This is a genomic window from Pseudoxanthomonas sacheonensis, from assembly GCF_010093305.1.
Classification (GTDB): domain Bacteria; phylum Pseudomonadota; class Gammaproteobacteria; order Xanthomonadales; family Xanthomonadaceae; genus Pseudoxanthomonas_A; species Pseudoxanthomonas_A sacheonensis.
The window spans coordinates 57,073-78,366 of sequence record NZ_PDWS01000018.1; the positions used below are offsets into that span (position 1 = coordinate 57,073).

At 64.2% G+C, this 21,294-nt stretch carries 22 protein-coding genes; 13 read left to right on the forward strand and 9 right to left on the reverse strand.

What is annotated here, in order from left to right:
- Nucleotides 1-15: 15 nt before the first annotated feature.
- Nucleotides 16-1,647: a murein biosynthesis integral membrane protein MurJ gene (gene murJ, locus CSC73_RS14585; RefSeq protein ID WP_163841596.1), complete on the reverse strand. Its 1,632-nt coding sequence runs from the start codon at nt 1,645-1,647 to the stop codon at nt 16-18.
- Nucleotides 1,648-1,760: 113 nt separating this feature from the next.
- Here murJ and rpsT point away from each other — a divergent pair, with 113 nt between their 5' ends.
- On the forward strand, nt 1,761-2,030 hold the full coding sequence (gene rpsT, locus CSC73_RS14590) for a 30S ribosomal protein S20 (RefSeq protein WP_163841599.1): 270 nt from the start codon (nt 1,761-1,763) through the stop codon (nt 2,028-2,030).
- Nucleotides 2,031-2,175: 145 nt separating this feature from the next.
- Here the strand turns inward: rpsT and obgE are convergent, their stop codons facing one another.
- From obgE to rplU, 3 genes are all read right to left on the reverse strand, one after another.
- Nucleotides 2,176-3,225, reverse strand: a complete 1,050-nt coding sequence (obgE, locus tag CSC73_RS14595; RefSeq protein WP_163841601.1) for a GTPase ObgE — start codon at nt 3,223-3,225, stop codon at nt 2,176-2,178.
- 267 nt (nt 3,226-3,492) lie between these two features.
- Complete coding sequence (rpmA, locus tag CSC73_RS14600; protein ID WP_093281069.1) at nt 3,493-3,753, reverse strand: 50S ribosomal protein L27; 261 nt, start codon at nt 3,751-3,753, stop codon at nt 3,493-3,495.
- A gap of 11 nt (nt 3,754-3,764) precedes the next feature.
- Nucleotides 3,765-4,085, reverse strand: coding sequence for a 50S ribosomal protein L21 (gene rplU / locus CSC73_RS14605; protein WP_093281073.1), 321 nt, complete (start codon nt 4,083-4,085; stop codon nt 3,765-3,767).
- A 339-nt stretch (nt 4,086-4,424) separates the two neighbouring features.
- Here rplU and uvrA point away from each other — a divergent pair, with 339 nt between their 5' ends.
- Together uvrA and CSC73_RS14615 are read left to right on the forward strand one after the other, a co-directional pair.
- Nucleotides 4,425-7,403 (forward strand): excinuclease ABC subunit UvrA, encoded by a 2,979-nt coding sequence (gene uvrA, locus CSC73_RS14610; protein ID WP_163841604.1) that lies wholly within the window; start codon nt 4,425-4,427, stop codon nt 7,401-7,403.
- 14 nt (nt 7,404-7,417) lie between these two features.
- A complete protein-coding gene (locus CSC73_RS14615; protein WP_281352933.1) occupies nt 7,418-7,819 on the forward strand; it encodes an acyl-CoA thioesterase in 402 nt (133 codons plus the stop codon).
- A 146-nt stretch (nt 7,820-7,965) separates the two neighbouring features.
- Here CSC73_RS14615 and CSC73_RS14620 read toward each other — a convergent pair whose 3' ends face one another.
- Nucleotides 7,966-8,415 (reverse strand): copper chaperone PCu(A)C, encoded by a 450-nt coding sequence (locus CSC73_RS14620; RefSeq protein WP_211840896.1) that lies wholly within the window; start codon nt 8,413-8,415, stop codon nt 7,966-7,968.
- A 65-nt stretch (nt 8,416-8,480) separates the two neighbouring features.
- Between CSC73_RS14620 and CSC73_RS14625 the strand changes: the two genes are divergently transcribed.
- Nucleotides 8,481-9,257 (forward strand): enoyl-CoA hydratase/isomerase family protein, encoded by a 777-nt coding sequence (locus CSC73_RS14625; protein WP_163841607.1) that lies wholly within the window; start codon nt 8,481-8,483, stop codon nt 9,255-9,257.
- Between the two features lie 63 nt (nt 9,258-9,320).
- Here the strand turns inward: CSC73_RS14625 and CSC73_RS14630 are convergent, their stop codons facing one another.
- From CSC73_RS14630 to CSC73_RS14640, 3 genes are all read right to left on the reverse strand, one after another.
- Nucleotides 9,321-10,172: a sulfurtransferase gene (locus CSC73_RS14630; protein WP_163841610.1), complete on the reverse strand. Its 852-nt coding sequence runs from the start codon at nt 10,170-10,172 to the stop codon at nt 9,321-9,323.
- Nucleotides 10,169-10,969 carry an NUDIX hydrolase gene (locus CSC73_RS14635; RefSeq protein ID WP_163841612.1) on the reverse strand — a complete coding sequence of 267 codons (801 nt, stop codon included), beginning with the start codon at nt 10,967-10,969 and terminating at the stop codon, nt 10,169-10,171. Before CSC73_RS14635 ends, CSC73_RS14630 begins: the two co-directional genes overlap by 4 nt.
- Nucleotides 10,970-11,192: 223 nt before the next feature.
- On the reverse strand, nt 11,193-11,903 hold the full coding sequence (locus tag CSC73_RS14640) for an FKBP-type peptidyl-prolyl cis-trans isomerase N-terminal domain-containing protein (RefSeq protein ID WP_163841615.1): 711 nt from the start codon (nt 11,901-11,903) through the stop codon (nt 11,193-11,195).
- A gap of 159 nt (nt 11,904-12,062) precedes the next feature.
- On the opposite strand from CSC73_RS14640, the gene CSC73_RS14645 reads away from it, so the two are divergent.
- The 3 genes from CSC73_RS14645 to nth are packed head-to-tail and all read left to right on the forward strand — an operon-like array spanning nt 12,063 to nt 13,883.
- On the forward strand, nt 12,063-12,845 hold the full coding sequence (locus CSC73_RS14645) for an enoyl-CoA hydratase/isomerase family protein (RefSeq protein ID WP_163841617.1): 783 nt from the start codon (nt 12,063-12,065) through the stop codon (nt 12,843-12,845).
- Nucleotides 12,846-12,900: 55 nt separating this feature from the next.
- A complete protein-coding gene (locus CSC73_RS14650) occupies nt 12,901-13,209 on the forward strand; it encodes a hypothetical protein (protein ID WP_163841694.1) in 309 nt (102 codons plus the stop codon).
- Nucleotides 13,206-13,883, forward strand: a complete 678-nt coding sequence (nth, locus tag CSC73_RS14655; protein ID WP_163841621.1) for an endonuclease III — start codon at nt 13,206-13,208, stop codon at nt 13,881-13,883. The genes CSC73_RS14650 and nth overlap by 4 nt, the downstream gene beginning before the upstream one ends.
- 166 nt (nt 13,884-14,049) lie before the next feature.
- Here nth and arsC read toward each other — a convergent pair whose 3' ends face one another.
- A complete protein-coding gene (gene arsC / locus CSC73_RS14660) occupies nt 14,050-14,487 on the reverse strand; it encodes an arsenate reductase (glutaredoxin) (protein WP_163841624.1) in 438 nt (145 codons plus the stop codon).
- Nucleotides 14,488-14,675: 188 nt separating this feature from the next.
- Between arsC and CSC73_RS14665 the strand changes: the two genes are divergently transcribed.
- The 6 genes from CSC73_RS14665 (at nt 14,676) to pstB (ending at nt 21,291) form a co-directional block, all read left to right on the forward strand.
- Nucleotides 14,676-15,860, forward strand: coding sequence for an OprO/OprP family phosphate-selective porin (locus CSC73_RS14665; protein ID WP_163841628.1), 1,185 nt, complete (start codon nt 14,676-14,678; stop codon nt 15,858-15,860).
- Nucleotides 15,861-16,004: 144 nt separating this feature from the next.
- Nucleotides 16,005-17,072, forward strand: a complete 1,068-nt coding sequence (gene pstS / locus CSC73_RS14670) for a phosphate ABC transporter substrate-binding protein PstS (RefSeq protein ID WP_425502329.1) — start codon at nt 16,005-16,007, stop codon at nt 17,070-17,072.
- A gap of 296 nt (nt 17,073-17,368) precedes the next feature.
- Nucleotides 17,369-18,463, forward strand: a complete 1,095-nt coding sequence (gene pstS / locus CSC73_RS14675; RefSeq protein WP_163841633.1) for a phosphate ABC transporter substrate-binding protein PstS — start codon at nt 17,369-17,371, stop codon at nt 18,461-18,463.
- A gap of 140 nt (nt 18,464-18,603) precedes the next feature.
- A complete protein-coding gene (pstC, locus tag CSC73_RS14680; protein WP_163841637.1) occupies nt 18,604-19,572 on the forward strand; it encodes a phosphate ABC transporter permease subunit PstC in 969 nt (322 codons plus the stop codon).
- Nucleotides 19,572-20,441, forward strand: a complete 870-nt coding sequence (gene pstA / locus CSC73_RS14685) for a phosphate ABC transporter permease PstA (RefSeq protein WP_163841640.1) — start codon at nt 19,572-19,574, stop codon at nt 20,439-20,441. The genes pstC and pstA overlap by 1 nt, the downstream gene beginning before the upstream one ends.
- Nucleotides 20,434-21,291, forward strand: coding sequence for a phosphate ABC transporter ATP-binding protein PstB (pstB, locus tag CSC73_RS14690; protein ID WP_170299069.1), 858 nt, complete (start codon nt 20,434-20,436; stop codon nt 21,289-21,291). Before pstA ends, pstB begins: the two co-directional genes overlap by 8 nt.
- Nucleotides 21,292-21,294: the final 3 nt, after the last annotated feature.

The following is a 21,294-nucleotide window of genomic DNA, read 5'->3' on the forward strand; positions in this document are numbered from 1 at the left end:
CCGGGCAGCCGCAACTCAATGTCCGCGCAGGTCGTGGGGACGGATGCCCTGCAGCCACAGCAAGGCACCGTAGACAGCGCCACCGGATCCGACAAGAACCGCCAGGCGCCAGCCCCGCTGCCACCAGGACCATGGCGTCCAGTCCTGCCAGAGCCACAGAAGCGCTGTCAGCACCAGGATCATGGCCAGACTGGCGACGACGATCTGGCGGATGAATTTCCTCCATCCGGGCTGCACCTCGTACACCGCCGCTCGCCGCAGGTACCACCACAGCTGCAGTGCGTTCAGCCATCCTGCCAAGGCGATGGCCAGCGCGAGCAGGGCGTGCATGCCGGGCAAGTGTTCCAGAGCTGCGAACCACCTGCCGCCGCTTTTGGCCAGCGCAACCTGGCCAGCATCGGTGAAGGCCAGCACGGACGCGAACAGCAATGCGGTGAACAGGGCGTTGGCGACCACCGAGACCACGGCCGCCTTGACCGGGGTACGGGTGTCCTGTCGCGAATAAAAAGCCGGAGCCAGCACTTTGACCAGCAGGAACGCCGGCACCGCCATCGATTGGGTCATCAGGCTGAGGCTGCTCATGCGGGTATCCACCGCATCGAACTCGCGATACTGGAACAAGGTCGACATCAGCGGCTGCGCGCACATCACCAGGCCGATGCATGCCGGAATGCCGATCAACAGGCAGAGCCTGAATCCCCAGTCCAGGCCCTTCGAGAAGCCCGCCGGATCGGTGGAAGCGTGACGGCTGGACAAGTGCGGCAGGATCACCGTGCCGATGGCGACGCCGAACATGCCCAGGGGGAATTCCAGCAAGCGGTCGCTGTAGTAGAGCCAGGTAACGCTGCCGCCCACCAGGAACGAAGCCATCAGGGTGTTGAGCAACAAGTTCACCTGTGCGACGGATGAGCCGAACAAGGTCGGCACCATCAACTTCATGATCTTGCGCACGCCCGCGTCGGCCGCACCCCAACGAGGAGTCGGCAGCAGACCCAGCTTTGCCAGCGACGGCAACTGGAACGCCAACTGCAGGATGCCGGCGGCGAAGACACCCCAGGCCAGGGCGAGAATGGGATCCAGCCCCAAGCGCGGCATCAACGGGGTCAGCCACAGCGCGGCCGCGATCATCGAGACGTTCATCAGTACCGGGGACAGCGCCGGTATCGCGAACCTCCCGTAGGTGTTGAGAATGCCGCCGACCAGCGAGGCCAAAGAGATGAACAGCGCGTACGGGAAAGTGATCCGCAGCATTTCCGTCGCCAGTCGGGCCTGCTCGCTGCCTACCTCGAACCCCGGGGCGAACAGACGCATGACCCAGGGCGCCGCCAGGACCGCGACCGCGGTCAGCACCAGCAGGGCCGCAGTGAGCGTGCCGGCGACCCGGTCCACCAGGTCTTTCACCGCCCGCTGGTCGCCCCTGGCCTTGTATTCGGCCAGCACTGGCACGAAAGCCATGGAAAACGACCCTTCCGCCGACAGCCGCCGCATGAAGTTGGGGATGCGGAAGGCCACCACGAAGGCGTCCATGGCCGGCCCGGCCCCGAAAACCGCCGCGTAGATCTGGTCCCTGACCAGCCCGGACAGCCGGGACAGGAAGGTCATGGAGCTGAAAACGGCCGTGGAACGCAGCAGACCCTTGCCGCTCATGGAGGGGCTCCCCCCGGGTTGACCCAAGTCCTTGAATACCCCATAATTTCGCGTTCGTTTTTCCGCATTCCGCCCATTACCGCTCCACCCAACGATTTCCTAGGATACCCACCGTGGCAAATATCAAGTCCGCCAAGAAGCGCGCCAAGCAGGCCGTCGTGCGCAATATGCGCAATACCGGCCAGCGTTCGATGCTGCGCACCGCCGTCAAGAAAGTGCTCAAGGCGCTGGACGCCAACGACGCCGCCGGCGCCCAGGCTGCTTTCGCCGTGGCTCAGCCGATCCTGGACCGCTTCAGCGCGCGCGGTCTGATCCACAAGAACAAGGCCGCCCGCCACAAGAGCCGCCTGACCGCCCGCATCAAGGCCCTGCAAGCCGCCTGATACGCAGCGATCCGCAGCACCAAAAAACCCGGCTCCGGCCGGGTTTTTTGTTGCCGAATGGGCAATGCGCAGGGCGGGCACTGCCCGCCTTGGCCTTGCATTTCGCGTAAAGCCTCGGCGGGCAGTGCCCGCCCTGCGCGCCTGCTCAGCCGGCATCGCGCGCTTCCTGCTCGTCCTCTTTGAGACGGTCGAAGAAGGCCATCACGTCCTTCATGATCGGCCAGGTGCCTTCGCGCGAAACGGCGGAGGTCACGTACCAGGGCTGGGTCCAGCCCAGCTCGGCGATCACTTCGGCGGCACGGGTGGCGGCCTCGTCCTCGAACATCAGGTCGGCCTTGTTCAGCACCAGCCAGCGCGGCTTCTGCAGCAGCTCGGGATCGTGCTTTTCCAACTCTTGTTCGATCGCGCGGACCTGCTCGGCCGGGGAGATCTCCACCCCGCCCTCCATCGGCGCCATGTCCACCAGATGCAGCAGCAGGCGGGTGCGCTGCAGGTGGCGCAGGAACATCGCGCCCAGGCCCGCGCCGTCGGCAGCGCCCTGGATCAGCCCGGGAATATCGGCGATCACGAAGCTGCGGTGGGCTTCCACGCTGACCACGCCCAGATTGGGATACAGGGTGGTGAACGGATAGTCCGCGACCTTGGGCGTCGCCGCCGACACGGCCCGGATGAAAGTGCTCTTGCCGGCGTTGGGGAAGCCCAGCAGACCCACATCGGCCAGCAGCTTCAGCTCCATCTTCAGCGTGCGCGCCTCGCCCTCTTCGCCCGGCGTGGCCCGGCGCGGCGAGCGCGTCACCGAACTCTTGAAATGCATGTTGCCCAGGCCGCCCTTGCCGCCCTTGGCCACCAGCAGGCGGTCGCCGTGCCGGGTCAGGTCGCCGATCAATTCGTCGGTGCCGACGTTGGTGATGGCCGTGCCCACCGGCACGGTGATCACCAGGTCGTCGCCGCCCTTGCCGTAGCGCTGCTGGCCCATGCCGTTCTCGCCGCGCTGGGCCTTGAAGATGCGCTGGTGGCGGAAGTCGACCAGGGTGCTGATGTTCTCGTCGGCCTCGATCCACACGCTGCCGCCGTTGCCGCCATCGCCGCCGTCCGGCCCGCCCAGCGGAATGAACTTCTCGCGACGGAAGCCGATGCAGCCGTCGCCGCCATTGCCGGCTATGACATCAATTTCTGCTTCGTCTACGAGTTTCATAAGGATTGGTTCGACAGGAGGTCTAGAAAACAGCCAGGAAGTTTGAAGTCGTCATCCCAGCGAAAGCTGGGATCCATTTTGACTTTGCTCTGAGTTCGCAGGGCGTAAAGCCAAAATCAAGATCAAGATGGATCCCAGCTTTCGCTGGGATGACGATCGATTTGATGACAATCGATTTATTGCGTTGGCACTTGATTGTCGAGACTACCAGGCAAGAAACGAAAAGCCCCGCACGCGGCGGGGCCATTCGCTCGTTGCCGCGAAAGCTTACGCCTCGGCGACGACGCTCACGGTGCGGCGCTTTTTGGCGCCCTTCACCGAGAACTCGACCTTGCCGTCGACCAGCGCGAACAGCGTGTGGTCGCGGCCCAGACCCACGCCCGGACCCGGATGGAACTCGGTGCCGCGCTGGCGCACGATGATGTTGCCTGCGTCGATGGCCTGGCCGCCGTAGATCTTGACGCCCAGCATCTTCGGATTGGAGTCGCGGCCGTTGCGCGAGGAGCCTACGCCCTTTTTATGTGCCATGACTTATCTCCTTACTTGCTGTCACCACCGGCGATGCCGGTGATTTCGATTTCGGTGTAGTGCTGCCGGTGGCCCATCTGCTTCTTGTGGTGCTTGCGGCGGCGGAACTTGATGATGCGCACCTTGTCGGCGCGACCATGGGACTTGACGGTAGCGGTGACCGAAGCGCCTTTCAGCGCGTCGCCGAGCTTGACGCCCTCGCCGTCGCCCAGCATCAGGATCTGGTCGAACTTGATCTCCTTGCCGGCTTCGGTTTCGAGCTTCTCGACGCGAATCGTTTCGCCCGTCATCACGCGGTATTGCTTACCGCCGGTGACTAGAACTGCGTACATGGGTGTTTCCTTCTGTAGTTATTTTATTGACCCTGCCGCCATCGAGGGCGGACAGAAGCGGAATTGTAAGCCTTTCAGCAGGTTAGGGTCAACATTCCAGTCTTCCGGACCCCTTTGGGGCGGGAGCGGCGTCCCGCCGCGAGCTTCCACCGGCCTCCTGCAGACTCCGAGGGAGTCGGCGCCCCGTTGAGAGCTCGCGGCGGGACGCCGCTCCCACGACCCGTCCATCTTCTTGTCCGCCACCGCCCGGCGCGGCCAGACCGCCTTTTAATATGGGCATTTGCCCCCAGATCGAGGGATCGCTACGCTTCCCTGTTCGCTGACCGGATCCCCCACCCGATGGCCATGGACTTCATCCGCATTCGCGGCGCGCGGACGCATAACCTCAAGAATATCGATCTCGACCTGCCGCGAGACAAGCTGATCGTGATCACCGGCCTGTCCGGGTCGGGCAAGTCGTCGCTCGCCTTCGACACCATCTATGCCGAAGGACAGCGCCGCTACGTGGAGTCGCTGTCGGCCTACGCGCGCCAGTTCCTGAGCGTGATGGAGAAGCCCGATGTGGACCACATCGAGGGCCTGTCGCCGGCGATCTCGATCGAACAGAAATCGACCTCGCACAACCCCCGCTCCACGGTCGGCACCATCACCGAGATCTACGACTACCTGCGCCTGCTGTATGCGCGGGTGGGCCTGCCGCGCTGCCCGGACCACGGCTATCCGCTGGAGGCGCAGACCGTCAGCCAGATGGTGGACCAGGTGCTCGCGCTCGATGGAGAGCAGCGCTACATGATGCTGGCGCCGGTGATCCGCGAGCGCAAGGGCGAACACGCCCAGGTCTTCGACCAGTTGCGCGCGCAGGGCTACGTGCGCGTGCGCGTGGATGGCGAGCTTTACGAGATCGACGCGGTGCCGGCGCTCGCCCTGCGCCAGAAACACACCATCGAGGCGGTGATCGACCGCTTCAAACCGCGCGAGGACATCAAGCAGCGTCTGGCCGAAAGTTTCGAGACCGCGCTCAAGCTGGGCGACGGCATGGCTTCGGTGCAATCGCTGGACAACGCCGACGCCGCGCCGCTGCTGTTTTCGTCCAAATACAGCTGCCCGGTCTGCGATTACTCGCTGCCGGAGCTGGAACCGCGCCTGTTCTCGTTCAACTCGCCGGTCGGCGCCTGCCCGACCTGCGACGGCCTGGGCGTGGCCCAGTTCTTCGATCCGGCGCGGGTGGTGGTGCACCCGGAACTCTCGCTTTCCGCAGGCGCGGTGCGCGGCTGGGACCGGCGCAACGCCTACTACTTCCAGCTGATCGCATCGCTGGCCAAGCACTACCGGTTCGACGTGGACGCACCGTGGCAATCGCTGCCCGAAAGCGTGCGCCAGGCCGTGCTGTACGGCAGCGGCAGCGAGCTGATCACCTTCACTTATCTGACCGATTCGGGCGGGCGCAACCAGCGCAAGCACAAGTTCGAAGGCATCGTGCCGAATCTGGATCGCCGTTATCGCGAAACCGAATCGGCGGCGGTGCGCGAGGAACTGGCCAAGTACATCAGCGATCAGCCCTGCCCGGACTGCGGCGGTGCGCGCCTGAACCGTTCGGCGCGCAACGTATTCGTCGCCGACCGCGCATTACCGGAATTGGTGGTGCTGCCGGTCGACGAAGCGCTGGCGTTCTTCCGCAAGCTCTCGCTGCCGGGCTGGCGTGGCGAGATCGCGACCAAGATCGTCAAGGAGATCGGCGAACGCCTCGGTTTCCTGGTCGATGTGGGACTCGACTACCTGACTCTGGAACGCAAGGCCGACACGCTCTCCGGTGGCGAAGCGCAGCGCATCCGTCTGGCGTCGCAGATCGGTGCCGGACTGGTGGGCGTGATGTACGTGCTGGACGAACCCAGCATCGGCCTGCACCAGCGCGACAACGAGCGCCTGCTGGGCACGCTGACCCGCCTGCGCGATCTGGGCAATACGGTGATCGTGGTGGAACACGATGAGGATGCTATCCGCGCCGCCGATTACATCCTCGATATCGGGCCCTATGCTGGCGTGCACGGCGGCGAGATCGTGGCCGAAGGACAGCTGGCCGACATCCTGAAGGCGCCGCGCTCGCTGACCGGACAGTTCCTGTCGGGCAAGCGCCGCATCGAGATCCCGACCTTGCGCCACAAGCCGAACCCGAAGATGACTTTGCATCTGCGAGGCGCCAGCGGCAACAATCTCAAGGAAGTGGATCTGGATATCGCCGCGGGCCTGTTCACCTGCATCACCGGCGTATCCGGTTCCGGCAAGTCCACACTGATCAACGACACGCTGTACACGCTGGCGGCCAACGAGATCAACGGCGCTTCGCACAAGCCGGCGCCGTACCGCGAGGTGGAAGGCCTGGATCTGTTCGACAAGGTCGTGGACATCGACCAATCGCCGATCGGACGCACGCCGCGTTCCAACCCGGCGACCTACACCGGCTTGTTCACGCCCTTGCGCGAGCTGTTCGCGCAGGTGCCCGAATCGCGCGCGCGCGGCTATTCGCCGGGGCGCTTCAGCTTCAACGTGCGCGGCGGCCGTTGCGAAGCCTGCCAGGGCGACGGCCTGATCAAGGTCGAGATGCACTTCCTGCCCGATGTGTACGTGCCTTGCGACGTTTGCCACGGCAAGCGCTACAACCGCGAGACACTGGAGATCACCTACAAGGGCCACAACATCAGCGACATCCTGGAGATGACGGTCGAGGACGCGCTGAAGCTGTTCGAACCCGTGCCCGCGCTGGCCCGCAAGCTGGAAACCCTGATCGACGTGGGCCTGAGCTACATCAAGCTGGGCCAGAGCGCGACCACGCTGTCCGGCGGCGAAGCGCAGCGCGTGAAGCTGTCCAAGGAACTGTCGCGCCGCGATACCGGGCGCACGCTGTACATCCTGGACGAGCCGACCACCGGCCTGCACTTCCACGATATCGAGCATCTGCTGGCGGTGCTGCACAAGCTGCGCGACGACGGCAACACCATCGTGGTGATCGAACACAATCTGGACGTGATCAAGACCGCGGACTGGGTGGTGGACCTGGGCCCGGAAGGCGGCCACCGCGGCGGACAGATCCTGGCCACCGGCACGCCCGAACAGATCGCCGCGCACCCGGCGTCGTACACGGGGCAATTCCTGGCCAAACTGCTGCCCAAGTCGAAGGCCGCCAAGGGCGAGAAGCCGGCTGCGCTGGCCAAACCCGCGGTTCTGCCGCAGCGCAAATCGGTACTCAAGCAAGCGGCGAAGGATGCCAAGGCAGCGGCGAGCGCAGCAAAGAAAGCGACGAAGAAGAAGGCGGCCAAGTGACCGGCCAGGCAGGCTTGCAGGGTGGGCCGGTCGCGCGTGTCGTCATCAGCGTGCGCTGGGGCGACATGGATGCGTTCAACCATGTCAACAACGCGCAGTATCTGCGCTATCTGGAAGAAGCGCGCGTGCAATGGCTTGCCGGCATTCCCGGCATGTCGTTGTCGGACCGCATCGCACCGGTGCTGGTGGCCAGCAACGTCAACTACCGGCTACCGATCGAATGGCCGAACGAGATCGCGGTGGAGTTGTTCATCGAAAAAATCGGCAACAGCAGCCTGACCATGGGCCATCGCATGTCGTCTTCGACCGATGCGTCCGTGCTGTATTCCGACGGCAATGTGGTGATGGTGTGGATAGATACGCAGACCGGCAAGAGCGTGCCGGTGCCGGAAGCCGTAAAAGCGGCGGCGACCTGATTTTCCCTTCTCCCCTCGGGAGAAGGTGCCCGAAGGGCGGATGAGGGAATGTATCGTCCGCTTGTATTGAAAGTTTGAAGGCCTGGGAATTTCCATTCCCTCATCCGGCGCTGCGCGCCACCTTCTCCCGAGGGGAGAAGGGAAAATCAGGGCACCGGCTTCCGCACCACCAGCTCCGACAAAATCTCCCGCCCATCCTGCAGCTTGAAGTTCACCACCACCTTGCTGCCTTCCTTCAACGGCGCGCGCGGCTGCATCAGCATCAGATGCAGGCCGCCGGGCTTGAGCGTGGCCGAATCGTCGGGAGCGATCCTCAGCTGTTCTATCTCGCGCATGCGGTTGACGCCGTCCACATTGCGGGTTTCGTGGATCGACACTTCGCCGAAAGCCGGGCTGCTGGCCGATATGATCACTACCGGCATCGGACAGGGATTGGCGATACGGCCGAACCCGGCCATCATCGGCATGGCTGCGGGAGGCAACCGCACCCAGCCCTCCTTCATCGCCGGCGCGCATTCTTTCGCGCTCGCCTGCAGCGCAGCGGCAGTCAACAGAAGCGCAACCGCGCATTTCGCGAGCTTCCGCCCGGCCCGCATCCACTCGCCATGATGTCTTTTGTCCATGCGCTTATGATATCCGCCGGACCTTCCGGAGAAAGTGAATGACCGCACTCGTCGAAATCATCGCCCATGGCGCGATCCGCGAGATCCGCCTGGCGCGCGGGCCGGTCAACGCGCTCAACACCGACCTGTGCCGGGCGCTGATCGCTGCATTGAATGCGGCAATGGCCGACGGCGTGCACGGCATCGTCCTGTCCGGTAACGAGAAAGTGTTTTCAGCCGGCCTGGACGTGCCTCATCTGATGTCGCACGGCCAGGACCGCCATGCCTTGCTGGACAGCTGGCACGCCTTTTTCGGCGTGGCCCGCACCCTGGCCGAATCGCGGGTGCCGGTGGTGGCGGCACTGACCGGGCACTCTCCCGCCGGCGGCTGCGTGCTGGCCCTGTGCTGCGACTACCGGATCATGGCGCGCAGTCCGGACCCTGCGCGGCCCTTCGCCATCGGCCTCAACGAAACCCAGGTCGGGCTGGTGGCGCCGGAAGGCATCCAGCAGCTGTTGCGCAGAGTGGTCGGCATCTACCGCGCCGAACGTCTGCTGGTGGCCGGCGAACTGGTGCCCGCCGAACGCGCACTCGAGATCGGGCTGGTCGATGAGTTGGTCGCCGGCGACGAAGTGGTGCCGCGTGCGGTGGCGTGGCTGCAACGGCTGTTGCAGTTGCCCAGCCATCCCATGCTGCAGACCCGCACCATCGCCCGTGCCGACCTGGTGGCCGCGTTGCACCCCGACAACATCCAGATGGACCGTTTCATCGAGGCGTGGTATTCGCCGGACACGCAGACGGCCTTGCAAGCGCTGGTGGCGAAGCTGGGCAAGTAGATCGGGGCTACGCCCCCGACGCGCGGGAACTGTTCGCCCTGGAGTCGGGGGCGTAGCCCCGACCTACGGACCGGTAGCTACAGGCCGGGACGGATCGCTGATCCAGCCGCTCCAGGAGCCCGCATAGACGCGCGCGCCGTGCAGACCGGCGTGCTCCATGGCCAGCAGCAGATGGCAGGCGGTGACGCCGGAGCCGCACATCACCACGACTTCTTCCGGCTTGCGTCCGGACAGCGCCGGCGCAATCTGGTCGTGCAATTCCGCGGGCGATTTGAAACGGCCATCGCGCAAGTTCTGCGGAAACGGATGATTCAGCGCACCGGGAACATGGCCGGCTACCGGGTCCAAAGGCTCGACCTCGCCACGGAAGCGTTCCGGTGCGCGGACATCGAACAGCCAGCCCGTCGGCTCGCCGAGACGCGACAACACTTCGTCTGCATCGGCGATCGTTGCGCGATCGAACCGCGCCGGGTACGGTGCGGCTTCGTCGATGCGGGTCGTTTCGCCGGTTTCCGGCAACTGGCCGGCGCGCCAGGCGCCCAGTCCGCCGTTCAACACCGCAACGCGCTCATGGCCCAGCAATTTCAACAACCACCACAACCGCGCGGCGGCCATGCTGCCATCGCCCGCGTCGTACACCACGACCTGATGATGTGGCGCGATACCCCATTGGCCGAGCTTGCGGGTGAAATCTTCGTCTTCCGGCAGCGGATGCCTGCCCTGCCCGGTCTTCCGCAGGTCCGAGAGATCCTCGTTGAGATCGGCATACACGGCGTGCGGGATATGCGATCGCTCGTAACCGGGACGACCCTGGGCCGGATCGACGAGCGAGAATCGCGCGTCGACGATGCGCAGGTCGCGGTTGCCCAGCTCGGCGGTCAGACCCTGCGGGTCGATCAAAGTGGTCCATTTCATGCGATGCCCGCCAGTCTTTCGCGCAAGTTGAACAACATGGCCGCCGTCGCGCCCCAGATGCGCTGGCCGGGCCAGTCGTACTCCAGCACCGCACGGCGACGTCCACGGTAGTCCACTTCCACCCGTCGCAGGTTTTCCGGCGCCATCAGGAAATCCAGCGGCACTTCGAACACGTCCGCCACTTCGTCAGGATTGGGCACCGCGACATAGGCCGGGTCGATCGCCGCCACCACCGGCATCACCCGGAAACCGCTGATGGTGGTGAAAGGGTCCAGGAATCCCAGCGGGGATATCTGCCTGGCGGTGAGCGCGATCTCTTCGTTGCTTTCGCGGATGGCTGCGGCGACCGGATTGAGATCGCTGGTTTCTATGCGGCCGCCCGGGAAGCTGACCTGCCCGCCATGGTGGCGCAAGCCGTCGGTGCGGCGAGTCAGCAATACCTGCGTGCCGTGCTTGCGCGGCACCAGCCCCGCCAGCACCGCCGATTCGACCGGCGGCCCCGGAGGCAGCAGATCGACCAGTTCCTCATGGTTCCAGCCATCCCGCGTCGGCATCGCGGTCAATGGATGCAAGGCCCCTAACAAGGCCTCGCGTTCGCGCAGCAGCGACTCGAAACCCGCGCGCGACTGCTCGCGTCCGGGTAGGACCTCCATCAAACGCAGGCGTTCGTCATCGTTCATTTGCGGCCAGCGGGCAATCTCTGCGGTCGTCCGCAGACAACCTTGGCATAGCCCGTCGTCAGCCAGGGTACAAACGCCGATGCACGGGCTGAGCACGGCGCGGTAAGCGGAATTCATCGAATCGGACACCAGCCCAAGCATAGCGCCTGTACAGCGCGCATTGCCCGGAACAAAACGGCACTTCAGAAAAAGGCTACGCCGGCACTGGGCCGGCGTAGCGGGACTTCACTCTCCGCGTACGTGATTCCCGGATAGAGGGCATCACGTCCATGGATCCCCGCCTTCGCGGGGATGACGTTTCGGCAAAGCCGCCTGCGCTATGCGCAGGCGGGCCGAAACGTCACTTGACGCTGACCAGCTTGACTTCGAAAACCACGGCTTGGTTCGGGCCGACCGGCGACTGCGGGGTGTTGCCATAGGCCTTGTCGGCCGGCAGCACCACTTCCCAGCGGGCGCCGGTGGGCATCTGCACGATGGCTTCGCGCAGACCCGCCAGCGGGATTTCACTGACCTTGATCGCCATCGGCGCGGGCGCCGTGGTCTGGCCCTGCTGCGGGCTGAAGGTGTCGACGAAAGTACGGCCGTCGCTCAGCGAACCCTTGTACTGCATGGTCACGTTGCTGGCCTGGGTCGGCTTGGCGCCGCTGCCTGCTTCGATCACGCGGTACTGGATGCCGCCGGGCAGGCTCTGTACGCCGGCCTTGGTCTTGTTCTGGGCCAGGAAGGCGTCGCTCTTGGTCTTGTTCTCGGCCGAAGCCTTGTCGAACGCGGCCTTGGCCTTCTCCATCTGGCGCTTCTGCATGGTTTCCACGGCGGTACGCAGCTGGGCCACGGGAACGGTGGGCTCCTTCTTGCCGTAGCCTTCCTGCAGGGCCTTGACGACCGTATTGATGTCGACGGCTTCGCCGCTTTCGACAAGGTTGCGGCCAAGGTCGTAACCAAGCGCGTAGCTCAGTGCATTTTTGTCGGGCGCCGGCGTGGTTTGCGCGAAGGCGGAGCCGGCTACCAGGGTCATGGCCGCAAGGGTGGCGGCAAGCAAACGCAACTTCATTATCAACAAACCTCCGGTTATGGAATGGGGCGGTCGAACCGCCCCAGTAGGACGCGCTAGGATAGCCGCCGAGGGGCTTAACCGCCAGTGACGACGGGGCTTGTGACCCGCTTGCAAGCCTTAAGTTCCGCCTGATTCCCTCACATTACGATAGCGACCATGACCGACTCCCCCGTTACCACCAGCCACCAGGACGGCATCCGCCGGATCACCGTCAACCGGCCCGACAAGCTCAATGCGCTCAACGGGGCGACCCTGGACGCGCTGTTTGCGGCCTTCGACAATGCCGCAGAGGACCCCGGCACAAGGGTGCTGGTGCTGACAGGGGCTGGCCCGAAGGCGTTCGTGGCTGGGGCCGATATCGCTGAAATGTCGGGCCTGCGCCCTGTCGAGGGCCGCGATTTCTCGCTGCGCGGCCAGCGCGTGATGCGCCGGATCGAGACCATGCCCAAGCCGGTCATCGCAATGGTGAACGGATTCGCACTGGGCGGCGGGCTGGAATTGGCCATGGCCTGCCATCTGCGGATCGCAGCCGATACGGCCAAGCTGGGACAGCCTGAAATCAATCTGGGCCTGATTCCCGGATTCGGCGGCACCCAGCGCCTGCTGCGTCTGGCCGGACGCGCGGCCACGCTGGAACTCTGCCTGCTGGGCGCCCCGATCGATGCGGCGCGCGCGCTGCAATTGGGCATAGTCAATCGTGTGGTCGCCGCCGCCGATCTGGAAGCCGAGACGCTCAAAGTGGCCGAACAGCTCGCGCAAGCAGCGCCGTTGGCATTGCGCGGCACGCTCGATGCGGTGAACGTGGGTGGTGAATGCGCCATCGAGGAGGGCCTGCAATACGAAACCGCGCAATTCGGCCTGATGTTTTCTACGGACGATATGCGCGAAGGCACGCGCGCGTTCCTGGAACGCCGCAAGCCCGTCTTCAGCGGGACTTGAATCGGTGGAAACCGAAGCAACCGGCGATCCGCACGACTGCAGCCGCGGCGAATTCCTGTCGCGATTGCTGGCAGCCGACGATATCGATGCCGCGATAGAAGCGGGACTGATGGGCTTCGCTCCCTGCCCTGCCTGCGATCCCGTCGTTGTTGCGCGAGTGGCCGCAGAGCAGAAGCGTCTGGCCACCGCGTGGGCAGCACGCGACCGATACCTTGCCCGCAAGGCCAGACTGGCGCGGCGCGCTGAAGAACGCGAAGCGCGGCGCGCTTCGTCTCTGCCCGAAAGAAAAAGCGCGCTGCCCGCAGCCGCTGCCGCCATCCTGGCGCGCGCCAAGGCCAAGGCTGCGGAGCGCACGAAGCGATGACCCTCGCCGCCAAGCGCAGCAGGACGCTGAAACCCGATGAGGTTCGCGAGTTGTTTTCGCGTCTGGCCGAACTCAACCCGCATCCCACCACCGAGTTGGCCTACACCACCCCTTTCGAATTGCTGGTGGCGGTGATCCTGTCCGCGCAGGCCACCGACGTGGGCGTCAACAAGGCCACGCGGAAACTCTTTCCGGTCGCGAATACTCCCGCTGCTCTCCTCGCATTGGGCGAGGAGGGCCTGAAGCCTTATATCGCCACCATCGGCCTGTTCAACGCCAAAGCCAAGAACGTCATCGCCACCTGCCGCATCCTGGTGGAGCAGCACGGCGGCGAAGTGCCACGCGACCGGGCCGCGCTGGAAGCCTTGCCCGGCGTAGGCCGCAAGACCGCCAACGTGGTCATGAACACCGCCTTCGGCGAGCCGACCATCGCCGTGGACACGCACATCTTCCGCGTCGCCAATCGCACGGGATTGGCCCCGGGCAAGGACGTGCGCGCGGTCGAGGACAAGTTGATGAAGGTGGTGCCTGACGACTACAAGCAGGATGCCCATCACTGGCTCATCCTGCATGGGCGTTATGTATGCAAGGCGAGGAAACCCGATTGCCCGCAATGCGTGATCCGCGACCTTTGCCGCTTCAAAGACAAGACCCCGGACGAATCGAACCGCTGATCGGCCTCCGATAGGAGGCGGCACCTGGAACACCCGTGGGAGCGGCGTCCCGCCGCGAGCTCTTGGCCAAAACTCCCGTAGCCGAAATCCATGCGTCGGGGGCGTAGCCCCGACCTACGGAGCTCGCGGCGGGACGCCGCTCCCACATCTCTCGATATACCGTCGGTCAGGTAAAGCGGCGGCTCTGCGCATCGACGACCTGCTCACCGTCCTCTTTCGCGAAGGCGCCCTGTTGCGGTTGCGGCAGCAGCTCGAGCACCCGCTCGGAAGGCCGGCACAGCGCCACGCTCAGCGGCGAGACCACGATGGGCCGGTTGATGAGCAGGGGGTGGGAAACCATCGCGTCCAGCAAAACGTCTTCGCTCAGCGAATCATCGCCCAGACCGAGTTCGTGGTACGGCGTGCCCTTCTCGCGCAACAACTCGCGCGCGCCTATTCCCATGCGCTGCAGCAAGGAAACCAGCATGGGTCGGCTCGGCGGTGTCTTCAGGTACTCGACGACATGCGGCTCGATGCCGGCATTGCGGATCATGGCCAGCGTGTTGCGCGAGGTCCCGCAGTCGGGGTTGTGGTAGATGACGATGTCGACGGCCCGCGTGCCCATAAGGGATGTTCCTGGAAAATATGCGAATGGCTTCAGTCTCTCATGGCCAAGATAGCGATCCATGGCATTTTCGATGCACGGAAAGAATCAAAAGTGTCATCCAAGCGAAATAAGACAGCTTTGTCACAATAACGCAATCTTCACGTACTAGCCTGCGCGGCATCTTCCCACCGCCCCAGGCCTTTCCCATGAAACTGTCGCGCTCCACCCTTACTCTCGCTTTGCTGGCCGCCGTGGCCGCACCAGCAGCACACGCCGAAATCGCTCTCGACGTCATCGGCGGTTCCGAGGTCTCGTTCGAAGGCCTGGTGCAGGCCGATTTCTACAATTTCGACACGGACGGCATCGACTACGGCGCGGATTCCGCCAGCGACCTCGACGGCAAGGACTACCTGCAGGAAATGCGGCGCGCCGAGCTGGTATTGAAAGGCAAAGGCCCGGGCAATTTCGAATGGGTGCTCGGCTACGACGCCAAAGACGACAAGTTCCTGGACGCCAATATCAAGTACAAGTTCGGCAATAACGCAAACCACTTCTTCCAGGTCGGTCAGTTCAAGCAACCGGGTGCGACCATGGAAGAACTGTCCTCGACCAAGAACAACGACTTCGTCTCCAAGTCCTCCATCACCAACAGCCTGGGCACTCCGCGCCGCGTCGGCGCGCAGTACAACTACGGCGACAATAACTGGGCGCTGACGGCCAGCTACTTCGGCCGCGAGCTGACCCGCAACCGCGAACACGGCAGCGGCTATGCTCTGCGCGGCTACTGGGCCCCGATCAACGAGACGGGCAACATCCTGCACTTCGGTGCTTCCTACATCGACAAGGACACCGACAGCGACGGTATCCGCTTACGCGCGCGTCCGATGGCCGACCTGGTGCCGACCCGCTTCGTGGATACCGGCAGCAGCCTCACCAGCGCCGCCAGCCTGAACAACCGCACCGACCGCGCCAGCACGATCGGCGTGGAGGGCTTGTGGGTGCATGGACCGTTCAAGCTGCAGGGCGAATACATGTCTATCGACGTCAAGCGCACCGACGGCCTGGACGACTTCAGCGGCAACGGCTACTACGTTTCGGGCCTGTGGAACATCACCGGCGAGACCTGGGGCTACAAGGCCGGCGTGCCGACCACCCCGCTGCCGGACGATCCGACCAAGGGTTTGTGGCAGCTCGGTCTGCGTTACGACACCATCGACCTGACCGACGGTGCCGTGGTCGGCGGCGAAATGGACAGCATCACCGCTGGCGTCAACTGGTACTGGCGTTCCAACTTCAAGTTCATGCTGAACTACGCGATGGTCAAGCAGGAAAAGGGCGTGCTGAACGACGACCCGAACGTGATCGAAGCCCGCGTCCAGTTCTACTGGTAATCGAACGAGCCGTCCGCCTGCGATCCCTCCCCGCAGGCGACCGAAGCGCGGCCAATGGCCGCGCTTTTTTTATGGACAACCCACATGTCGCTGTCACATTTCGGTCTTTTTGAAGACACGCAGTTGTCACGCAAACGTCGTGGAATGCGCACCAGCGGCACGAGCCGCGCATTTCCTAACCAGGAGCTACCCGTGTTCAACTCCCTCAAATCCCGCGTCGCGGTGTTGGCCCTGGCGGCCGCATTCTCGACCAGTGCAATGGCCGCCGATGTCACCGGCGCCGGCGCCTCGTTCGTGTACCCGGCCATGTCCAAGTGGTCGGCCGATTACAAAAAGGCCTCCAACAAGCAGGTCAACTACCAGTCCATCGGCTCCGGCGGCGGCATCGCCCAGATCAAGGCCGGCACGGTCGATTTCGGTTCCTCCGATGCGCCGTTGAAGCCCGATGAGCTGGCCAAGTTCGGCTTGGCGCAGTTCCCGTCGGTGATCGGCGGCATCGTGCCCGTGCTCAACGTGCCCGGCGTGGCCGCCGGCGCGCTGAAGCTGGACGGCGAGACCCTGGGCAACATCTTCCTGGGCAAGATCACCAAGTGGAACGATCCGGCCATCGTCGCCCTCAACGGCGGCGTGCAGCTGCCCGACGCCAAGATCACGGTCGTGCACCGCTCCGACGGTTCGGGCACCACCTTCAACTTCGTCAACTACCTGTCCAAGGTCAACGCCGAGTGGAAGAGCAAGGTCGGCGAAGGCACCTCGGTCAAGTGGCCGGTGGGCATCGGCGGCAAGGGCAACGAAGGCGTGGCCGCTTACGTCAAGCAGATCAAGGGCGGCATCGGCTACGTGGAGCTGTCCTATGCGCTGCAGAACAAGATGACCTATTCGCGCATGAAGAACGCCGCCGGCAACTTCATCGTACCCAGCGACGACAGCTTCCAGGCCGCCGCGAATAGCGCTGAATGGGGTTCTTCCAAGGACTTCTACTTGGTGATGACCAACGCTCCGGGTGCCGAATCCTGGCCGATCACCGCCACCAACTTCATCCTGATGTACAAGCAGCCGAAGAACGCTGCCGGGGCCAAGGGCGCCAAGGAATTCTTCCGCTGGGTCTACAAGAGCGGCGATGCGCAGGCCAAGGCGCTGGGCTACGTGCCGCTGCCGGCCGGCCTGGTGCAGCAGATCGAGACCTATTGGTCGCAGAACATGGCTTACTGAGCAGTGACGTACTGAACGACGGGATCTCTCTCCCCCCAAGGTCGTTCGAAGGGCGTGGATCGCAAGATCCGCGCCCTTTTTCTGTTTCGGCGTCGAAAAAGCGTCATGCGGTCACCCGCCCGCGCAGAAAACGTCGGATGCGCCTGCCGTGCGAGCTCACAACCACCGCCAGAGGCCCTGCCCGCGCGGGTGACGGACTTCACAAATACGGCGTCATACGCGTGTAACAAAAACATCATTTCATGGCGTACCTGCCGGCACTATCGTCGGCGCCTTGGTTATACGGAGCCATCACCATGAACCTGAAGCCGGCGCGCGCCGCCCTGCTCACCCTTTCCGTCACGCTGATTCTGGCGGCCTGCAAACCCGCCGACAACGCCGCGCCGACCGCTGGCGCACCGGAAGCAGGCGCCCCTTCCACCGCCACGGCGAACAACCCCAACGCCGCCGAGATCTCCGGCGCGGGCGCTTCCTTCATCTATCCGCTGGTGTCCAAATGGTCGGCCGACTACAACGCCGCCACCGGCGCCAAGGTCAACTACCAGTCCATCGGCTCGGGCGGCGGCATCGCCCAGATCAAGGCCGGTACCGTGGATTTCGGCTCCACCGACAAGCCGCTTTCCCCTGAAGAACTGGCGCAGTCGGGCCTGGGCCAATTCCCGTCCGCGATCGGCGGCGTGGTTCCGGTGATCAATGTGGAAGGCCTGCAGCCCGGCCAATTGAAGCTGACCGGCGCGCTGCTGGCCGACATCTTCCTGGGCAAGATCGCCACGTGGAACGACCCCGCCATCGCCGGCGCCAACCCGGGCGTGGCACTGCCGGCCGGCAAGATCAGCATCGTGCACCGCTCGGACGGTTCGGGCACCACTTTCAATTTCTCCAACTACCTGTCCAAGGTCAGCCCGGATTGGAAAACCAAGGTCGGCGAAGGCACTTCGGTGCAATGGCCGGTCGGCGTGGGCGGCAAGGGCAACGAGGGCGTGGCCTCGTACGTGAAGCAGATCAAGGGCTCCATCGGCTATGTCGAGCTGGCTTACGCGCTGCAGAATCAGATGCCGTACGCCTCGCTGCAGAACTCCGCCGGCAACTACGTGCAGCCGAATGCGGAAACCTTCGCCGCCGCGGCCGCCAGCGCCGACTGGGCCAACGCCAAGGATTTCAACCTGGTCATCACCAACGCGCCGGGCGCCAATGCGTGGCCGATCACCGCCACCAACTTCATGCTGATGTACAAGCAGCCGAAGGACGCCAAGCGCAGCGCCGACACGCTGGCCTTCTTCAAGTGGGCCTTCGAGAACGGCCAGGCGCAGGCCAGCGAACTGCACTACGTGCCGTTGCCGCCGGAACTGGTGAAGCAGATCGAAGCGTACTGGGCGAGCGAATTCAAGTGACGGATTGGCCCGCGCGCAGCGCGGCTTTGCCAACCCGTCATCCCCGCGAAGGCGGGGATCCATGGACTTGGCTCGATGTTCGTACCGAAAACAAAGTCACTGGGTTCCCGCCTTCGCGGGAATGACGATCCTAGGAATCCATGAACGCCATCGCCACCCCCATCGTTCCCCATAGCAAGCGCGACCTCGCCGACGCGCGCAACGATCGCCTGTTCCGTTGGGTGCTGACCGGCACCGTGGCCTTCGTGCTGGTGGCGCTGGCCACCGCCGCCCTGTCCATGCTGTGGGGCGGCCGCGAGGTCCTTGAAACGGAAGGCCTGAGCTTCTTCTATTCCTCGGAATGGAACCCGGTCGAGAACAAATACGGCGCACTGGCACCGATCTACGGCACCATCGTCACCGCGGTGATCGCCATGCTGATCGCGGTTCCGGTGAGCTTCGGCATCGCCTTCTTCCTCACCGAAGTCGCCCCGCGCTGGCTGCGCGGTCCGGTGGGCACGGCGATCGAACTGCTGGCCGGCATTCCCTCCATCATCTACGGCATGTGGGGCCTGTTCGTGCTGGTGCCGGTGATGACCGAATACGGCACCCCCTGGCTCAACGACCACATCGGCACCATTCCCTATATCGGCGTGTTCTTCCGCGGGCCGCCCTTGGGCATCGGCGTGCTGACCGCGGGCTTCGTGCTGGCGATCATGGTCATTCCCTTCATCAGCTCGGTGATGCGCGAAGTGTTCCTGACCGTACCGCAGCGGCTGAAGGAATCGGCCTACGCGCTGGGTTCCACCAAATGGGAAGTCAGTTGGGACATCGTGCTGCCCTACACGCGCTCGGCGGTGATCGGCGGCATCTTCCTGGGCCTGGGCCGCGCGCTCGGCGAGACCATGGCGGTGGCCTTCGTCATCGGCAACACCGTCAGCCTGTCCGCTTCGCTGCTCGAGCCGGGCACCACCATCGCCGCGTTGATCGCCAACGACTTCGGCGAAGCCACCGAAACCTATCGCTCCGCGCTCCTGCTGCTGGGCTTCGTGCTGTTCATAGTCACTTTCATCGTGCTGGCGATCGCGCGCTACATGCTGATGCAACTCTCGCGCAAGGAGGGCAACTGATGAGCGCCAACAAAGTCGCCGCCGGCCTCTACCGCCGGCGCAGCATCGTCAATGTGATCGCACTGGTGCTGTCCTGCGCCACCGCGCTGTTCGGCCTGTTCTTCCTGGCCTGGATCCTGTGGACGCTGGTCGCCAAGGGCATCTCCGGCATCAACTGGCAGCTGTTCACCCAGATGACCCCGCCGCCGATGCAGGAAGGCGGCCTGGCCAACGCGTTCTTCGGCAGTGCGGTGATGTGCGGGCTGGCGATCCTGATCGGCACTCCCCTGGGCGTGCTGGCCGGCACCTGGCTGGCCGAGTACGGCAACGCGCGCAAAGCCGGCACCGTGGTGCGCTTCGTCAACGACATCCTGTTGTCGGCGCCGTCCATCGTGCTGGGCCTGTTCGTGTACACCCTCTTCATCATGCAGTTCGGCGGCGGTTTCTCCGCCCTGGCCGGCGCGCTGGCACTGGCATTCATCGTGCTGCCGGTAGTGGTGCGCACCACAGACGAAATGCTGCGCCTGGTGCCTTCGCAGATGCGCGAGGCCGCTTTGTCGCTGGGCGTGCCGCAATGGAAGGTGATCGTGCAGGTGCTGTACCGCAGCGCCTCGGCCGGCATCGTCACCGGCATCCTGCTGGCGCTGGCGCGCATCAGCGGCGAAACCGCCCCACTGCTGTTCACCGCCTTCGGCAGCCAGTACTGGAACGCCAACATCACCCAGCCTATGGCCAGCGTGCCGGTGGTGATGAACCAGTTCGCCGGCAGTCCGTACGAATCCTGGCAGACATTGGCCTGGGCCGGCGCATTGGTCCTGACCGTGTTCGTACTCCTCATCAGCCTGAGTGCGCGCGGCGTCCTGCTGCGCAACAAGATCTCCAATGACTAATCTCTTTTCGGACCCGGCCATGAACGACGTTCAACGCAACGATTCCACCCAGCGGATCACCACGGTGACCACCGAACGCGGTGCGATCCCGCCGTCTCCGGTGAAGCTGGAAGCCAAGGGGCTGGATTTCTACTACGACAAGTTCCATGCGCTGAAAAGCATCAACCTGGAGATCCCCGAGAAGCGCGTGACCGCGCTGATCGGCCCCTCCGGTTGCGGCAAGTCGACGCTGCTGCGCATCTTCAACCGCATCTACGCGCTGTACCCGAAGATGGAGGCCAAGGGCGAAGTGATCCTGGATGGCGAAAACATCCTGTCGCCGAAGTATCCGATGAACCGGCTGCGCAGCAAGGTCGGCATGGTGTTCCAGAAGCCGGTGCCGTTTCCGATGACCATCTACGAGAACATCGCCTACGCCATCCGCCACCACGAGAACCTCTCCAAGGCCGACATGAACGACCGCGTGGAGCACGCGCTCAACCAGGGCGCGCTGTGGGGCGAGGTGAAGGACAAGCTGGGGCAGAGCGCGCTGGGCCTTTCCGGCGGCCAACAACAGCGCCTGTGCATCGCGCGCGCGGTGGCGCTGAAACCGGACGTGCTGCTGCTGGACGAACCGACCTCGGCGCTGGACCCCATCTCCACCAGCCGCATCGAGCAACTGGTCGAAGAGCTGAAGAAGGACTACACCATCGCCATCGTCACCCACAACATGCAGCAGGCCGCGCGCGTTTCCGACTACACCGCCTTCATGTACCTGGGCGACCTGATCGAACACGACGTGACGTCCAACATCTTCTCCAGTCCGAAGAAGCAGCAGACCGAGGACTACATCACGGGTCGATTCGGATGAGGC

Coding starts and splice junctions, on each gene's coding strand:
- CSC73_RS14620 (WP_211840896.1), bottom strand. CDS start 8,415: ATGCGGGCCGGGCGGAAGCTCGCGAAATGCGCGGTTGCGCTTCTGTTG.
- rpmA (WP_093281069.1), bottom strand. CDS start 3,753: ATGGCACATAAAAAGGGCGTAGGCTCCTCGCGCAACGGCCGCGACTCC.
- CSC73_RS14665 (WP_163841628.1), top strand. CDS start 14,676: ATGAAACTGTCGCGCTCCACCCTTACTCTCGCTTTGCTGGCCGCCGTG.
- obgE (WP_163841601.1), bottom strand. CDS start 3,225: ATGAAACTCGTAGACGAAGCAGAAATTGATGTCATAGCCGGCAATGGC.
- CSC73_RS14625 (WP_163841607.1), top strand. CDS start 8,481: ATGACCGCACTCGTCGAAATCATCGCCCATGGCGCGATCCGCGAGATC.
- murJ (WP_163841596.1), bottom strand. CDS start 1,647: ATGAGCGGCAAGGGTCTGCTGCGTTCCACGGCCGTTTTCAGCTCCATG.
- pstS (WP_163841633.1), top strand. CDS start 17,369: ATGAACCTGAAGCCGGCGCGCGCCGCCCTGCTCACCCTTTCCGTCACG.
- pstC (WP_163841637.1), top strand. CDS start 18,604: ATGAACGCCATCGCCACCCCCATCGTTCCCCATAGCAAGCGCGACCTC.
- CSC73_RS14630 (WP_163841610.1), bottom strand. CDS start 10,172: ATGAAATGGACCACTTTGATCGACCCGCAGGGTCTGACCGCCGAGCTG.
- pstS (WP_425502329.1), top strand. CDS start 16,005: ATGCGCACCAGCGGCACGAGCCGCGCATTTCCTAACCAGGAGCTACCC.
- CSC73_RS14640 (WP_163841615.1), bottom strand. CDS start 11,903: ATGAAGTTGCGTTTGCTTGCCGCCACCCTTGCGGCCATGACCCTGGTA.
- arsC (WP_163841624.1), bottom strand. CDS start 14,487: ATGGGCACGCGGGCCGTCGACATCGTCATCTACCACAACCCCGACTGC.
- uvrA (WP_163841604.1), top strand. CDS start 4,425: ATGGCCATGGACTTCATCCGCATTCGCGGCGCGCGGACGCATAACCTC.
- nth (WP_163841621.1), top strand. CDS start 13,206: ATGACCCTCGCCGCCAAGCGCAGCAGGACGCTGAAACCCGATGAGGTT.
- CSC73_RS14635 (WP_163841612.1), bottom strand. CDS start 10,969: ATGAATTCCGCTTACCGCGCCGTGCTCAGCCCGTGCATCGGCGTTTGT.
- pstB (WP_170299069.1), top strand. CDS start 20,434: ATGACTAATCTCTTTTCGGACCCGGCCATGAACGACGTTCAACGCAAC.
- pstA (WP_163841640.1), top strand. CDS start 19,572: ATGAGCGCCAACAAAGTCGCCGCCGGCCTCTACCGCCGGCGCAGCATC.
- rplU (WP_093281073.1), bottom strand. CDS start 4,085: ATGTACGCAGTTCTAGTCACCGGCGGTAAGCAATACCGCGTGATGACG.
- CSC73_RS14645 (WP_163841617.1), top strand. CDS start 12,063: ATGACCGACTCCCCCGTTACCACCAGCCACCAGGACGGCATCCGCCGG.